Origin of the sequence: Streptomyces griseus subsp. griseus (genome assembly GCF_000720255.1) — a bacterium.
In the GTDB taxonomy this organism is placed as follows: Bacteria; Actinomycetota; Actinomycetes; order Streptomycetales; family Streptomycetaceae; genus Streptomyces; species Streptomyces griseus_I.
This window is the reverse complement of sequence record NZ_JOJE01000013.1, coordinates 154,894-170,620: the sequence shown is the minus strand read 5'-3', so window position 1 is coordinate 170,620 and position 15,727 is coordinate 154,894. Positions and strand designations below refer to the sequence as shown.

The 15,727-nt window shown below is 70.6% G+C and carries 10 protein-coding genes and 2 pseudogenes; 3 read left to right on the top strand and 9 right to left on the bottom strand.

Going from position 1 to position 15,727, the window contains the following annotated elements; translation table 11 throughout:
- The first annotated feature begins 57 nt into the window (after positions 1-57).
- Positions 58-4,218 (top strand): HAMP domain-containing protein, encoded by a 4,161-nt coding sequence (locus IG99_RS19445; protein WP_199815558.1) that lies wholly within the window; start codon positions 58-60, stop codon positions 4,216-4,218.
- Positions 4,211-4,654, top strand: a pseudogene (locus IG99_RS19440) (response regulator); the annotation flags it as partial. The gene IG99_RS19445 and the pseudogene IG99_RS19440, both read left to right, overlap by 8 nt.
- Positions 4,655-4,757: 103 nt before the next feature.
- On the opposite strand, the gene IG99_RS19435 reads toward IG99_RS19440, so the two are convergent.
- Both IG99_RS19435 and lepA read right to left on the bottom strand, forming a co-directional pair.
- The gene (locus IG99_RS19435; RefSeq protein WP_037675672.1) at positions 4,758-6,632 is read right to left on the bottom strand and encodes an AMP-dependent synthetase/ligase; all 1,875 of its coding nucleotides are present in this window, start codon (positions 6,630-6,632) and stop codon (positions 4,758-4,760) included.
- Between the two features lie 270 nt (positions 6,633-6,902).
- Positions 6,903-8,771, bottom strand: a complete 1,869-nt coding sequence (lepA, locus tag IG99_RS19430; protein WP_037675671.1) for a translation elongation factor 4 — start codon at positions 8,769-8,771, stop codon at positions 6,903-6,905.
- A 220-nt stretch (positions 8,772-8,991) separates the two neighbouring features.
- Between lepA and rpsT the strand changes: the two genes are divergently transcribed.
- A complete protein-coding gene (gene rpsT / locus IG99_RS19425) occupies positions 8,992-9,258 on the top strand; it encodes a 30S ribosomal protein S20 (RefSeq protein ID WP_030042978.1) in 267 nt (88 codons plus the stop codon).
- A 242-nt stretch (positions 9,259-9,500) separates the two neighbouring features.
- On the opposite strand, the gene IG99_RS19420 is transcribed toward rpsT, so the two are convergent.
- The 7 genes and pseudogenes from IG99_RS19420 to IG99_RS44815 all read right to left on the bottom strand — a co-directional run bounded on the left by IG99_RS19420 (position 9,501) and on the right by IG99_RS44815 (position 15,358).
- A complete protein-coding gene (locus tag IG99_RS19420) occupies positions 9,501-9,899 on the bottom strand; it encodes a nuclear transport factor 2 family protein (protein ID WP_037675668.1) in 399 nt (132 codons plus the stop codon).
- Positions 9,900-9,910: 11 nt separating this feature from the next.
- Positions 9,911-10,306 carry a nuclear transport factor 2 family protein gene (locus tag IG99_RS19415; RefSeq protein ID WP_037675666.1) on the bottom strand — a complete coding sequence of 132 codons (396 nt, stop codon included), beginning with the start codon at positions 10,304-10,306 and terminating at the stop codon, positions 9,911-9,913.
- A gap of 67 nt (positions 10,307-10,373) precedes the next feature.
- Positions 10,374-11,363, bottom strand: coding sequence for a DNA polymerase III subunit delta (holA, locus tag IG99_RS19410; RefSeq protein ID WP_199815557.1), 990 nt, complete (start codon positions 11,361-11,363; stop codon positions 10,374-10,376).
- Positions 11,364-11,447: 84 nt separating this feature from the next.
- Positions 11,448-11,693, bottom strand: a complete 246-nt coding sequence (locus IG99_RS19405; protein ID WP_037675923.1) for a hypothetical protein — start codon at positions 11,691-11,693, stop codon at positions 11,448-11,450.
- Between the two features lie 155 nt (positions 11,694-11,848).
- A pseudogene (locus IG99_RS47640) lies at positions 11,849-11,980 on the bottom strand (arylamine N-acetyltransferase); the annotation flags it as partial.
- A 4-nt stretch (positions 11,981-11,984) separates the two neighbouring features.
- A complete protein-coding gene (locus tag IG99_RS19400; protein ID WP_051865575.1) occupies positions 11,985-14,561 on the bottom strand; it encodes a ComEC/Rec2 family competence protein in 2,577 nt (858 codons plus the stop codon).
- Entirely contained in the window at positions 14,558-15,358 is an 801-nt protein-coding gene (locus IG99_RS44815; protein ID WP_394298038.1) for a ComEA family DNA-binding protein, read from the bottom strand. The genes IG99_RS19400 and IG99_RS44815 overlap by 4 nt, the downstream gene beginning before the upstream one ends.
- Between the last annotated feature and the right edge of the window lie 369 nt (positions 15,359-15,727).

Sequence of the window (15,727 nt, the reverse complement as noted above, 5' to 3'; positions counted from 1 at the left end):
CGACAGAGTGACAGACTGGCCACGCCCATAAGCGCCGAGTTACCGAAGTGGGCCGCCATGAGTGAGAACAGTGCTACGGGTGTGCTCGAAGACGGACAGAAAGAGGACCGGATTCGAGCATCCGACCTGCGTCCACTGCTCGCCGCGATGACCGCCGCCCGGGACGGGGACTTCACGAAGGCCCCGGAGACGGGCGAGGGGATCGTGGCCGAAATCACCGCGGTGTTCAACCAGATAGTCGACCGCAACACCCACTTCAATGGTGAGGTGCGGCGCGTCAAGCGCGAACTGGTGCGCTACGGCCGGCTCGACGAACGGGTCTCGGCCAGCCCGGGGCAGGGCGGCTGGACGTCCAGGGTGGACGACGTGAACCAGTTGCTCGACGCCCTGGTGGCGCCCGCGGCCAACGCGACGCGGGTCCTGGACGCGGTGGCCGGCGGTGATCTGACGCAGCGGGTCGACCTGCACGACGGCAGCCGGCTGCTGCGCGGTGATCTGCGGCGGCTGGGCCGGGCCGTGAACAAGATGGTCGACCAGTTGTCGCTGTTCACCGGTGAGGTGACCCGGCTGGCGCGCGAGGTCGGCACCGACGGGCGGCTCGGCGGGCGGGCCAAGGTGCAGGGCCTTTCGGGCAGTTGGCGGGACGTGACGGAGGCGGTCAACACCATGGCGTCCCGGCTGACCGCGCAGGTCCGGGACATCGCGCTGGTGACCACAGCGGTGGCCCGCGGTGACCTGACCCGCACGGTGACCGTCGAGGCGACCGGTGAGCTTCTCGAACTGAAGCTGACGGTGAACACGATGGTCGACCAGCTCTCCGCGTTCGCCGACGAGGTCACCCGCGTCGCCCGTGAGGTCGGCACGGAGGGTCGGCTCGGCGGCCGCGCCCAGGTCAGAGGCGTCTCCGGCGTCTGGAAGGACCTCACCGACAACGTCAACTTCATGGCCTCGAACCTGACCTCCCAGGTCCGCAACATCGCCCAGGTGACGACGGCCGTCGCCAACGGCGACCTGAGCCAGAAGATCACGGTGGACGCGCAGGGCGAGATCCTGGAGCTGAAGTCGACGATCAACACGATGGTCGACCAGCTCTCCGCCTTCGCCGACGAGGTCACCCGCGTCGCGCGCGAGGTCGGCACCGAGGGCAACCTCGGCGGCCGCGCCCAGGTCAGAGGCGTCTCCGGCGTATGGAAGGACCTCACCGACAACGTCAATTTCATGGCCGACAACCTGACGTCCCAGGTGCGGAACATCGCGCTGGTGTCCACCGCGGTCGCCCAGGGCGATCTCGGTAAGAAGATCACGGTGGAGGCCAAGGGCGAGATCCTGGAGCTGAAGTCCACGATCAACACGATGGTCGACCAGCTCTCCGCCTTCGCCGACGAGGTCACCCGCGTCGCGCGCGAGGTCGGCACCGAGGGCAACCTCGGCGGTCAGGCGCAGGTGCGGGGCGTGTCGGGCGTCTGGAAGGACCTCACGGACAACGTCAACTTCATGGCGCTGAACCTCACTTCGCAGGTCCGCAACATCGCCCAGGTGACGACGGCCGTCGCCAACGGCGACCTCTCCAAGAAGATCACGGTCGACGCGCGGGGCGAGATCCTGGAGTTGAAGGACACCGTCAACACGATGGTCGAGCAGCTGCGTGCCTTCGCCGACGAGGTGACCCGGGTGGCCCGCGAGGTCGGCACCGACGGCCGGCTCGGCGGACGGGCGCAGGTGCTGGGCGTATCGGGCGTGTGGCGGGACCTCACCGACAACGTCAACTACATGGCGGACAACCTGACCTCCCAGGTCCGCAACATCGCGCAGGTGGCCACCGCCGTCGCCCAGGGGGACCTGTCGAAGAAGATCGACGTGGACGCGCGCGGCGAGATCCTGGAGCTGAAGACCACCATCAACACCATGGTGGACACGCTCTCCTCGTTCTCCTCGGAGGTGACGCGCGTGGCCCGCGAGGTCGGATCGGAGGGACAACTCGGCGGCCAGGCACGGGTGGAGGGTGTCTACGGCACCTGGAAGCGGCTGACGACGAACGTCAACGAGCTGGCGTCGAACCTGACCACCCAGGTCCGCGCGATCGCCGAGGTGGCCTCCGCGGTGGCCCAGGGCGACATGTCCCGTTCGATCACGGTGGCGACGCGCGGCGAGGTCGCCGAACTGAAGGACAACATCAACCTGATGGTGGCCAACCTGCGGGAGACGACACGCGCGAAGGACTGGCTGGAGTCGAACCTGGCCCGCCTGGCGGCGCTGATGCAGGGCCACCGCGACCTGATGGAGGTCGCCGACCTGATCCTGCGCGAGCTGACCCCGCTGGTGAACGCGCAGTACGGCGCGTTCTACCTGGCCGACCCGGACGAGGACGGCGCGGCCCTGCGGACGACGGTGCCGACGAAAGGGCTCGCGTTCATAGCGGGGTACGGCGCGGCGCAGGGCGCGACCGTGGAGACGGGCGGGCTGCCCGTGCACGGGCTGGTGGCGCAGGCGGCCCGGGAGAAGAAGCGGATCCTGGTGGAGGAGGCACCGCCGGACTACATCAAGATCAACAGCGGTCTCGGGGAGGCTGCCCCGACGACGATCGTCATCATCCCGATCCTCTTCGAGGACAAGCTCCTGGGCGTGATCGAACTCGCCTCCTTCTCCCGCTTCTCCGACGTGCACCTGGCGTTCTTCGACCAGTTCGTCAGCACCATCGGCGTGGCGATCAACACGATCATCGCCAACTCCCGTACGGAGTCCCTGCTCGGCGAGTCCCAGCGCCTCGCCATGCAGCTCCAGGAACGCTCGGACGAACTGCAGAAGCAACAGGCCGAGTTGCAGCACTCCAACGCCGAACTGGAGGAGAAGGCGGCCCTCCTGGCGACCTCCTCGCAGTACAAGTCGGAGTTCCTGGCGAACATGTCGCACGAACTGCGCACCCCGCTGAACTCACTCCTCATCCTGGCCCGCCTCCTGTCCGACAACCTCGACGGCCACCTCACCGACCAGGAGGTGCAGTTCGCGACGACGATCCACCGCTCGGGCTCGGACCTGCTGCAACTGATCAACGACATCCTCGACCTGTCGAAGATCGAGGCGGGCCGGATGGACGTACGCCCGAAGAAGCTGCCGCTGATCAAACTGCTCGACTACGTCCACGCCACCTTCCGCCCGCTCACCATCGACCGGGGGCTCGCCTTCGAGGTGGCGGTCGGTGAGAGCGTGCCGCGGGAGATGTACTCCGACGAGCAGCGCCTCCAGCAGATCCTGCGCAACCTGCTCTCCAACGCGATCAAGTTCACCGCGAACGGCCGGGTGGAACTGCGGGTGCACCGGGTCAAGGACCCCGAGCACCGGTGGGGGTCCCCCCGCTCGAGCGAGAGTGGGAGAGTCCAGGGCAGCGACGACGTCATCGCGTTCGTCGTCTCCGACACCGGTATCGGCATCGCCGCCGAGAAACTCCCGGTGATCTTCGAGGCGTTCCAGCAGGCCGACGGCACCACCAACCGCAAGTACGGCGGCACCGGCCTCGGCCTGTCCATCAGCCGGGAGATCGCGGGCCTGCTGGGCGGCCGTATCGTCGCCGAGAGCGAACCCGGCAAGGGTTCCACCTTCACGCTGTACGTCCCCGTGATCAGCCCCGGCCACACCGCGACCGGCCCGGCCGCGGAGGCCCGGACCACGCTGACCCTGCCCGAGCTGCCGACGGCGGAGCCCTTCCCGTCCGCCCAGGACACGGACGAGGCCTGGCCGGTCCCGGCCCGGCTGGAGGCCTGGCAGACGGGTCGCGCGGGCCAGGTGCTGCCCGGGCGGCGGGTGCTGATCGTCGACGACGACATCCGCAACGTCTTCGCGCTCACCCATGTCCTGGGCCGCGTCGGCATGCCCGTGCTGTACGCGGAGAACGGCCGGGAGGGCATCGAGACACTGGAACGGAACCCGGACGTCGAGCTGGTCCTGATGGACATCATGATGCCGGAGATGGACGGCTACGAGACGATCGCGGCCATCCGCCGCACTCCCCGCTGGGCGGGCCTGCCGATCGTCGCCCTGACCGCGAAGGCGATGCCCGGCGACCGGGAGAAGTCCATCGCCCGCGGCGCCCACGACTACGTACCGAAGCCCGTGGACGTCGACCGGCTGCTGACCGTCGTCTGCGCCCTCCTCGACCCGGAGCGCGCCGGGTCGGAAGGGAGCGTCGGGAGCCTGGAGGGAGAGGTGACGTCCGATGAGTGAGGGCAGGGGCGACGACCGCGCCGGGATACTCCTGGTCGACGACATGGAGGACAACCTGTTCGCCCTGGAGGCGGTCCTCGCGTCCTTCAACGAGCCTCTCGTGCGCGCCCGTTCCGGCGAGGAGGCCATGAAGGCCCTCCTGCGCCGCCGCTTCGCCCTGGTCCTCCTCGACGTCCGCATGCCCGGCATGGACGGCTTCGAGACCGCCGCCAACATCAAACGCCTCGACCAGACCAAGGACGTCCCGATCATCTTCCTGACCGGCGCGGACGACGACTCCGGCTACGCCTTCCGCGGCTATGCCACGGGCGCGGCCGACTTCGTACGCAAGCCGTTCGACCCTTGGGTGCTGCGGGCGAAGGTGAGGGTGTTCTTGGAACTGGAGGAACTACGCCAGGAGGTCAGGCAACTCCGGCAACTGACAAGCAGGGCGCAGCTGGACTGACCTAGGGGCGCGGGGCCGTATCGATATGCGGCTCCACCGCGTGGGCGCGACAAGCCACGACGGACCGTGAGACGCCACACAGCCCCGCCACCCCCTACGCCTCGCGCGACCCCGCGTACATCTCGTCGATCAAGTGCTTGTACTCCCGCTCCACCACCGGCCGCTTCAGCTTCAGACTCGGCGTGATCTCCCCGTGCTCCACATCGAGATCCCGGGGAAGCAGCCGGAACTTCTTGATCGTCTGCCACCGCTGAAGCCCCGCGTTGAGCTCCGTGACGTACCCCTCGACCATCGAGACCGTCACCGGCGCCGCCACGACCTCCGCGTACGACTTCCCCTCCAGCCCGTTCTCCTTCGCCCAGTCGAGGATCGCGACCTCGTCCAGCGCGATCAGCGCGGTGCAGAAGTTCCGGTCGGCCCCGTGCACCAGGATGTTGGACACGTACGGGCACACGGCCTTGAACTGCCCCTCGACCTCCGCGGGCGCGATGTACTTGCCGCCGGACGTTTTGATGAGGTCCTTCTTGCGGTCAGTGATCTTCAGGTACCCGTCGGGCGAGAGCTCACCGATGTCCCCGGTGTGGAACCAGCCGTCGGCCTCCAGCACCTCGGCGGTCTTGTCGGGCAGCCCGTGGTAGCCCTCCATGATGCCGGGGCCGCGCAGCAGGATCTCGCCGTCGTCGGCGATGCGCACCTCCGTACCGGGCAGCGGCTTGCCGACCGTGCCGGTGCGGTAGGCCTCGCCGGGGTTGACGAAGGAGGCCGCCGACGACTCCGTGAGCCCGTACCCCTCGAGGATGTGGATCCCGGCGCCCGCGAAGAAGTAGCCGATCTCCGGCGCGAGGGCCGCCGAACCCGAGACACAGGCGCGCAGCCGGCCGCCGAACGCCTCCCGGATCTTCGCGTAGACCAGCGCGTCGGCTGCCTTGTGCTTCGCGCCGAGTCCGAACGGCACGGAGGCCGCCCCGGTCCGCCGGAAGTTGTCCTGGCTGACCTTGGCGTACTCGCGGGCCACCTCGGCCGCCCACTGGAAGATCTTGTACTTGGCCCCGCCGCCGGCGCGGGCCTTGGCGGCGACGCCGTTGTAGACCTTCTCGAAGATGCGCGGCACGGCCGCCATGTACGTCGGCTGGACCACCGGAAGGTTCTCGATGATCTTGTCCACGCGGCCGTCGACGGCGGTGACGTGGCCGGCCTCGATCTGACCGGAGGTGAGCACCTTACCGAAGACGTGCGCGAGGGGCAGCCACAGGTACTGCACGTCCTCGCCGCTGATCAGCCCGGTCGCGGCGATCGCCTTCGCCATGTACGACCAGTTGTCGTGGGGCAGGCGCACACCCTTGGGGCGGCCGGTGGTGCCGGAGGTGTAGATGAGGGTCGCCAGCTGCTCCTTGGTGATCGCGCCGACCCGCTCCTTGATCAGCTGGGGGTCCTTCTCCAGACGGGCGGCGCCGCGCTGCTCCAGCTCGTCCAGGGTGATGATCCAGTCGGCGGTCTCCACCCCGGCTCCGTCGATCACCACGACATGGGTGAGCTCGGGCAGCTCGGCGCGCTTCTCGACGGCCTTGGCGAGCTGGGCCGCGTCCTCGGCGATCAGCACCTTGCTCTCGGAGTCGGAGAGGATGAACGCCGACTCCTCGGCGTTGGTCTGCGGGTAGACGGTGGTCGTGGCGGCGCCGGCGCACATGATGCCGAGGTCCGCGAGGATCCACTCGATGCGGGTGGAGGAGGCGAGGGCGACGCGCTGCTCCGGCTGCACACCCAGTTCGATCAGGCCGGCGGCGATCGCGTAGACCCGCTCGGCGGCCTGCGCCCAGGTGAGCGACTTCCAGTCGTCGGGGCCCTCGCCGGAGGCGGGGGGTACGGGATAGCGGTATGCCTCGGTGTCCGGCGTGGCTGTCACACGCTCCAGGAAGAGGCCCGCGACGGACGGCGGACGGTTCTCGATCAGTGTCTGTGTGTCGCTCACGACATCCTCCGGGGGCCCGCGGCGCTGCGGCTGGCTCACAATGCGGCTGGTTTCACTCACACGCGCTTACGCTGTCACGCGCCTTGTTTAACTCGCGAGTAACTAGCGAGCAGGCATCAGCGTAAAGCGCGACCGGCCGGTGCGTAAGTCTTCGCGCCCTGTCACTTTCTACAGAGAGCGACCACGCACACGCACAGGGGCCCGCCGCACTTTTCGCACGACGGACCCCTTTATGACCATTTTGCCGATGCCGCGACGTGTAACCGTCGGTTACTTCTTGCCCTTGCCCGACCCCGCGCTGTCATCACTGGAGAGCACGGCGATGAAGGCCTCCTGCGGAACTTCCACGGAACCCACCATCTTCATCCGCTTCTTGCCCTCCTTCTGCTTCTCCAGCAGCTTCCGCTTACGGGAGATGTCACCGCCGTAGCACTTGGCGAGGACGTCCTTGCGGATCGCGCGGATCGTCTCACGGGCGATGACCCGGGAGCCGATCGCGGCCTGGATCGGCACCTCGAACGCCTGCCGCGGGATGAGCTCGCGCAGCTTGGCGACGAGCCGCACACCGTACGCGTACGCCGCGTCCTTGTGGGTGATCGCCGAGAACGCGTCCACCTTGTCGCCGTGCAGCAGGATGTCGACCTTGACCAGGCTGGACGTCTGCTCGCCGGTGGGCTCGTAATCGAGGGAGGCGTAGCCGCGGGTCTTGGACTTCAGCTGGTCGAAGAAGTCGAAGACGATCTCCGCGAGCGGAAGGGTGTAGCGGATCTCGACGCGGTCCTCGGAGAGGTAGTCCATGCCGAGGAGGGTGCCGCGCCGGGTCTGGCACAGCTCCATGATCGAGCCGATGAACTCGCTCGGGGCGAGGATCGTGGCGCGTACGACCGGCTCGTACACCTCGCTGATCTTGCCCTCGGGGAACTCGCTCGGGTTGGTGACCGTGTGCTCGACGCCGTCCTCCATGAGCACGCGGTAGACCACGTTCGGCGCGGTGGCGATGAGGTCGAGCCCGAACTCACGCTCCAGTCGCTCACGGATGACGTCGAGATGCAGCAGCCCCAGGAAGCCGACGCGGAAACCGAAGCCGAGCGCGGCGGAGGTCTCCGGCTCGTAGACCAGTGCGGCGTCGTTGAGCTGGAGCTTGTCGAGGGCGTCGCGCAGCTCCGGGTAGTCGGAACCGTCGAGGGGGTAGAGGCCGGAGAACACCATCGGCTTGGGGTCCTTGTACCCGCCGAGGACTTCGGTGGCGCCCTTGCTCAGGCTGGTGATCGTGTCACCGACCTTGGACTGGCGAACGTCCTTCACGCCGGTGATGAGGTAACCGACCTCACCCACCCCGAGCCCGTCCGCGCCGAGCATCTCCGGCGAGTTGGTCCCGATCTCCAGCAGCTCGTGGGTGGCGCCGGTGGACATCATCCGGATCCGCTCACGCTTGTTGAGCTGCCCGTCGACGACACGAACGTACGTCACGACGCCCCGGTAGGAGTCGTACACCGAGTCGAAGATCATGGCGCGCGCGGGCGCGTCCTTGACCCCGACGGGGGCCGGGACCTCGGCGACGACCTTGTCGAGGAGCGCGTCGACACCCACGCCCGTCTTGGCGGAGACCTTCAGGACGTCCTCGGGGTCGCAGCCGATGAGGTTGGCGAGCTCCTCGGAGAACTTCTCCGGCTGGGCCGCCGGCAGGTCGATCTTGTTCAGTACGGGGATGATCTTGAGGTCGTTCTCCATCGCCAGGTAGAGGTTGGCGAGGGTCTGGGCCTCGATGCCCTGGGCTGCGTCGACGAGGAGCACGGTCCCCTCGCAGGCGGCGAGCGACCGCGAGACCTCGTAGGTGAAGTCGACGTGCCCCGGGGTGTCGATCATGTTGAGGATGTGCGTGTTGCCGGGCTCCGTGGTCGGAGCCCACGGCAGCCGCACAGCCTGGGACTTGATCGTGATGCCGCGCTCACGCTCGATGTCCATGCGGTCGAGGTACTGAGCACGCATCTGCCGCTGCTCGACCACACCGGTCAGCTGGAGCATCCGGTCGGCGAGCGTGGACTTGCCGTGGTCGATGTGCGCGATGATGCAGAAATTGCGGATCAGAGCCGGGTCGGTACGGCTCGGTTCGGGCACATTCTTAGGGGTCGCGGGCACGCAGGGTCCTGTCTCTTGAGGCGCCTTATGCCTCGGGTCGGATCGATACGTAGCCTCCATGGTCCCACGGGCGGGGACCTGCGACCGGTTTGGGCCAGGGGACGGCCCACTGGTAGCCTGGGTGGCTGTGCCTCATGCCCTCTCAGCGCGAGGCACTCCTCAGAAATCAAACGGCGCGGGACCCGTGCGGCCCCGTGCCTGAACCTGCAAAGGCTCATCAGTGGCGAACATCAAGTCCCAGATCAAGCGGATCAAGACCAACGAGAAGGCCCGGCTGCGCAACAAGGCCGTCAAGTCCTCCCTGAAGACCGCGATCCGCAAGGCCCGTGAGGCCGCTGCCGCGGGTGACGCGGAGAAGGCCACCGAGTACCAGCGCGCTGCCGCGCGTCAGCTCGACAAGGCCGTCTCGAAGGGCGTCATCCACAAGAACCAGGCCGCCAACAAGAAGTCGGCGCTTGCTTCCAAGGTCGCGTCGCTCAAGGGCTGAACCCCTTTCTGATCTGACCGCCGGAAGGACCCAGAGCGGGCCCTCTCTCATCCGCTCCCGACCGGCACCCACGGATCCGCGCGCGGCCTGCGTTCGCCACGCGGGCGCGGATCCAGCAGCGTGAACCGAAGGCCCCGAGCCCCAGCCCTTCCCCAGGGCGGGCACCGGGGTCTTCGGTATGTGCGGGGTCTGTATGTGCGGGGTCTTCGGTATGTGCGGGGTCTTCGGTGTGTCCGGGGCCTTCACGACCAGAACTCGTCGACCCTGTCGATGTCCGCGACACACTCGTCGAGGTCGGTGATCTTGTCTCCGACGATCCGGAAGACGATGCCTCCCATCTCGTCGATGTGCTTGCCGCCCCGGTCCGCCGTGAAGTGGTGCACGGAGACGGCGTGACCGCGGCCGTCGACGAATATGTTGCGCACCTCGACCCGGAAGGTCCCGTCCGTCTCCGAACCGAGCCGGCGGTAGTACCCGTCGAAGATCGAGTCGATCCCCTTGAAGTCTCCGGAGAGCGGGTGGGAGCCGGGTACGTGGTGCTTGCAGTCCCCGGTCATCAGCCCGCGCAGGGTGTCCATGTCCCCGCGCTGGAATGCCTCGTAGCCCTTGCGGACGAGCGCTGCGTGCGGGTGTTCAGTCACGACGGCTCCTCCTACGCCCAGAACTCGTTGTTCTTGTCGATGTCCTCGACGCATTCGTCGAGGTCGGTGACCTTGTCCCCGACGATCCGGAAGATGATGCTTCCGGTGTCGTCCAGCTGCCTGCCCTGGCGCTCTGCCATGACGCGGCACATGCCGACCGCGTGGCCGCGGCCGTCGACACAGATGCCGATGAGGTCGAGACGCATCGTCCCGTTCGTCTCCTGGCCGAGCCGCTCGTACATGTCGATGATCGCGTCCTGGCCCTTGAAGTCCCCCGAGAGTGGGTGGTTGCCGGGCACATGGTGCGTGGCGTCGCTCGCTATCAGTTGCCGCAGGGCGTCCATGTCCCCGTGCATGAAGGCCTCGAAGCCCTTGCGGACGAGCGCTGCGTGCGGGTGTTCAGCCATGGCGATCGCCACCTTCCCGATGTCGGCGAGGTACGGCTGATACGCACGATTCTCCTCCCGGGGAGGTCTATCCGCGTCCTCGGGAGCGGGCCGCCCGCGCGATGGTCACGACCGCCTTCTCCAACGCGTACCCGGGATCGTCCCCACCGCCCTTCACTCCCGCGTCCGCCTCGGCCACCGCGCGCAGAGCGACCGCGACCCCGTCCGGAGTCCAGCCCCGCATCTGCTGGCGCACCCGGTCGATCTTCCACGGCGGCATCCCCAGCTCCCGCGCCAGGTCCGCCGGCCGGCCGCCTCGGGCCGAGGACAGCTTGCCGATCGCCCGCACACCCTGGGCCAGCGCGCTGGTGATCAGCACGGGCGCCACCCCGGTCGCCAGCGACCAGCGCAGCGCCTCCAGCGCCTCCGCCGCGCGCCCCTCGACGGCCCGGTCGGCGACCGTGAAGCTCGACGCCTCCGCCCGCCCCGTGTAGTACCGCCCGACGACCGCCTCGTCGATCGTCCCCTCGACGTCCGCGACGAGCTGGGCCGACGCCGACGCCAGCTCCCGCAGGTCGCTGCCGATGGCGTCCACCAGCGCCTGGCACGCCTCGGGCGTGGCCGACCGCCCGAGCGTACGGAACTCACCCCGCACGAAGGCCAGCCGGTCCGCCGGCTTGGTCATCTTCGGGCAGGCCACCTCCCGCGCGCCCACCTTGCGGGCGGCGTCCAGCAGCCCCTTGCCCTTGGCACCGCCCGCGTGCAGCAGCACGAGGGTGATCTCCTCGGCGGGCGCGCCCAGATAGGCCTTCACGTCCTTGACGGTGTCGGCCGACAGGTCCTGCGCGTTGCGTACGACGACGACCTTCCGCTCGGCGAAGAGCGACGGACTCGTCAGCTCGGCGAGCGTCCCGGGCTGCAACTGGTCCGGGGTCAGATCACGTACGTCAGTGTCGGCGTCGGCGGCCCTGGCGGCGGCCACCACCTCCCGCACGGCACGGTCGAGCAGGAGGTCCTCCTGGCCCACGGCGAGCGTCACCGGGGCGAGAGGGTCGTCATTCGCAGTCTTCCTGGCCATCGCGACAAGCATCCCACGGGCCACTGACAACGGGGCCCGCGACGAGCAGCCGCATCAGCTGCCCGCCTCCGGTTCGCGGCTCGGCTACGGCTCCTCGCGCCAGCCGTCCCACTCCCCGGCGAACGCGTCCAGCTCGCCCGGGTCCAGCCGCTCGTCCTCGTCCCGCAGGACGACGAGCCACTGCGCGTCCTCGGCATCGTCCTCACCGGCCAGCGCGTCCCGCACCAGCCTGGCCTCCTCCGTGATGCCGAACCGCTCCCCGAGCGCCTCCGCCGCCTCCTGAGCGGCATCGCGGTCGGGCAGCACCAGCACATGTCTCACATCGCTCACCGGGCCATTGTCGGCCACACCTCTCCTGCCACTGTCACGCGGTCCGCACGACCGGCGCCGAGGTCAGCTCGATCCCGAACAGGTCCCGGCACGCCGACAGCACCGCGCGGTGAGCAGCGGACGGAGGAGGCGAAGTACCGCCCGGCCGCGCCCTGGATCCAGAGGTTCTCGAAGGGCACGGTCTGCAGGTGGCGCAGGTGCGGTCCGGGCAGGACGTCGATGGTGGGCCACGCCGGGCGGGCAACCCCCAGGCGGCGGAGGTAGGCGTGAACCTGTGCGCGGTTCATGCCCTCAGTCCCGCGCCACCCGCAGCTCGCCGCCCAGGGCGGTGACGGCCACCGCGCCGTCCTCATCGGTGCGCAGCACGGTCGCGCCCCCGGCCCGCAGCGCCGCGACCGTGCTGGGCGCGGGATGCCCGTACGGGTTGTCCGCGCCGCACGAGATCAGCGCGAGCCGGGGAGCCACCGTGCGTATGAGGTCCGGGTCCTGGTAGGCCGAACCGTGGTGGGCCACCTTGAGCACGTCGACACCGCCCAGCAGCCCGGCCACCGGTGACCGCAACAGGGCCCGCTGGGACGGGGGTTCGAGGTCGCCGAGCAGCAGCAGGCGCAGCCCGGCCGAGCGGGCCAGCAGCGTGACACTGGCGTCGTTGGGGCCCTCCGGTTCCGGCACCGGGTGGGGCGGCGGCCACAGCACCTGCCAGGAGAGGGCGCCGATCCGACGCCGCTCCCCGGCACCGGCCCGGGTGAGGGGAACGTGGTGTGCCGCCGCCTCCTTCCGCACGAACTCCGCCTGGTCGACGGGCTCTTCCAGGCCGGTCGTCTCGATCGCGCCCACCGCGCGTCCCCGCAGCACGCCCGGCAGCCCGGCCACATGGTCGGCGTGGAAGTGGGTGAGGACGACGAGGGGGACTTTGGTGATGCCGAGGTCGCGCAGGCACCGGTCCACCAAGCTCGGGTCGGGCCCGGCGTCCACCACCACGCCGGTGCCCTCGCCCGCCGCGAGGACGGTCGCGTCGCCCTGGCCCACGTCGCACATCGCGAACCGCCAGCCGGGCGGCGGCCAGCCCGTGATCACACGCGTCACCGGGGGCGGCTGCACCACCACCAGCAGGAGCAGCAGCCCGCACGCCGCGCACAACCAGGGGTGCCCGAGCAGTCGCCTGCCGACGAGCACGACCGCGGCCGTGGCGAGGGCCAGCAGCAGCGCGCCCGTCCAGCTGCCCGGCCAGTCCATCCCCGCGCCGGGCAGCGCCGCCCCGGTCCGGGCCACGTCCGCGATCCAGCCGGCGGGCCAACTCGCTCCCCACGCCAGTGCCTTGGCCACCGGCATGGCCGCCGGCGCCGCCGCCAGCGCGGCGAACCCGAGCACCGTGGCCGGTGCGACCGCGAACTCCACCAACAGGTTGCACGGCACCGCCACCAGGCTCACCCGGGCCGACAGCACCGCCACGACCGGCGCGCACAGTGCCTGCGCGGCGCCCGCGGCTGCCAGGGCTTCCGCCAGCCGGGGCGGGACTCCGCGGCCGCGCAGGGCGGCGCTCCAGCGGGGAGCCAGCGTGAGCAGGGCGCCGGTCGCCAGGACGGAGAGCAGGAAGCCGTAGCTGCGGGCCAGCCACGGGTCGTACAGCACCAGCAGCAGCACGGCCGTCGCCAGCGCCGGGATCATCGAGCGGCGGCGGCCTGTCGCGAGGGCGAGCAGGACGACCGCTCCGCAGGCCGCGGCCCGCAGCACGCTCGGGTCGGGCCGGCACACGACCACGAACCCGAGGGTGAGCGCTCCGCCGAGCAGCGCGGTGGCCCGCAGGGGGATGCCGAGGCGTGGGGCGAGGCCACGGCGCTCGACGCGCTGGGCGAGGCCGGGCGGGCCGAGGAGCAGGGCGAGGATGATCGTGAGGTTGCTGCCGGAGACGGCCAGGGTGTGCGCGAGGTCGGTCTCCTCGAAGGCCTCGTCCAGCTCGGGGGTGATACGTGCCGTGTCCCCGACGACCAGCCCCGGCAGCAGCGCCCGGGCGTCCGCCGGGAGCCCGTCGGTGGCCTCCCGCAGCCCCGCCCGCAGCCGGCCCGCCAGCCGTTGCGCGCCCGACGGCTCCCCCACCACCTCCGGTGCCGCCCGCTCCCGCACCCTCAGCACGGCCGCGACCCGGTCACCGCCGACCAGCGCCGGAGCGAACCGCCCGGTCACCCGCACCCTCGTCGAGGGCAGCAGGGCGAGCCACGGAGAACGCCGCGACCCGGTGGTCGCCTCAGCCTCGCCACCCTGCCTGCGCATGTCGACGATCACCAGCACGGGCGTGCGCGTGGCCACCTGCCCGACTGCCCGCACCCGCGCTTCGATCAGCACGGCGGACGGGGCCGCGTGATCCCCGGTGACGTGTGGCCGGCTGAGCCGTGGATCGGCGGTGACCTCCACCTCGGCGGTCACCGTCGCGGACTGCCGCGCCAGCGACGGCACCGGCCCACGACGCAGATCCGCCCCGTGCAGCCCGGCCGAGGCGGCCGCGGCTGCCGCACAGAGCAGTACCGCGGCGATCGTCGTAGGCGCCCACACCGGTCCGTGCCGCGGCCCCGGGACACCTCGCACTCCCCGCCGCCACGCCACCACCAACAGCCCGACAGCCAGCCCCAGACACACCCCGCCGACAGCGACAATCGCCCCCGGCGAGGCGGTCAGCACCGACGCCGCCGTCCCCCAGGCCGCCAGCGCCGGCACCACGAGACGCAGATCCACCGGTCCTTCCTGCCGGGGCCGGGCAGCCCCGAGCCGATGCCCGGAGGCGGCGTGGACGGGGGGCCGGGCGGGAGTGGGGGATGCGTCGGGGCCGGCTGGTGTGTCGCGACCGAGCGGCTCGCCCTGGGTGCCGCTCATGGCCGTACGAGGTTTCGCAGATCGGCGAACCGGCGTTCGCCGATGCCGTTGACTTCGCGCAACTCGTCGACCGAGCGGAAGCCGCCGGCTCGGGTGCGGTAGTCGATGATGTGCTGGGCCAGCACGGGCCCCACGCCCGGGAGGGTGTCGAGTTGGTCCGCGGTGGCCGTGTTGAGGGACACCGGACCCGCGGGCGCCGCGGCGCCGGGCGCGCCCCCGGCCGTACCGGCGCCCGACGGCTGCTGCGCGGGTCCCTGAGCAGCGGCGGGGCCTCCGACGATCACCTGCTCCCCGTCGACGAGGAAGCGGGCGCGGTTGAGGCCGTCGGTGTTCGTGCCCGGCCGTACTCCGCCGGCCGCGCGCAACGCGTCGGCCACGCGCGAGCCGGCCGGAAGGCGGTGGATCCCGGGCTCCCGCACCTTGCCGCTGACGTCCACCACGATCTGCGCGCCTGCCGTGCCCGCGCCCGCCGGCCCCGTGTCGGCAGACGCGCGGCCCGACGCACCGACCGACGCACCCCCGGAGCCGGCCGCCGCCCTGCCCGGCGCACCCGCCTCGTAGGGGGCCGCCGCCCGCACCACCTCAGGTGCCTGTACGGGCCGGGTCCGCCCGGTCCAGAAGTGCTGGGCGGCGAAGGCCGCGGCCACGACGAGCAGAGCCGTGAGCGCCAGCATGCTCCGCCGCTCCAGTCCGCACCGCGCCTGCAACCACACCGGCATCCGCTCCCGCAGAGCGAGCCCGACGCGCATCCTCACCCAAGCAGGGGGCGCCGCACCGGAGTTCTCGGTCTCACCCACCCGCGAGGCTCCTACGGAGTCAGGGGGCCCGGCCGCGCCCACGGTCGCCCCCGCCCCGCCAGGCGCACCATCCACCTGGTCAGACACAGCCCTGGCCCAACGAGGGACACCGCCTCCCCCGTCCAGGGCACCAGCCGCCCGGCGAGAGAAGCCCGCGTCCTCCTCAGGCGCACCTCCCTCCCCGCCAGGCGCACCGCCCTCCCCACCAGGCGCACCCCCCGCCCCGTCAGACCCGCCGCCCACCCGGTCGGGCCCGCAACCCACCCGGTCGGGCCCGCCATCCACTCGGTCGGGCACACCGCCCGCACCCCGGTCCACCCCCGCATCCCGCCCGGCCCCCGGCGGCCCGCTCCCCGACTCACCCGGATC

Bases quoted from the DNA above. Each gene is read 5' to 3' on its own strand.
- IG99_RS19400 (WP_051865575.1), bottom strand. From the start codon at position 14,561: ATGAGCGGCACCCAGGGCGAGCCGCTCGGTCGCGACACACCAGCCGGC.
- holA (WP_199815557.1), bottom strand. From the start codon at position 11,363: ATGGCCAGGAAGACTGCGAATGACGACCCTCTCGCCCCGGTGACGCTC.
- IG99_RS19415 (WP_037675666.1), bottom strand. From the start codon at position 10,306: ATGGCTGAACACCCGCACGCAGCGCTCGTCCGCAAGGGCTTCGAGGCC.
- IG99_RS19445 (WP_199815558.1), top strand. From the start codon at position 58: ATGAGTGAGAACAGTGCTACGGGTGTGCTCGAAGACGGACAGAAAGAG.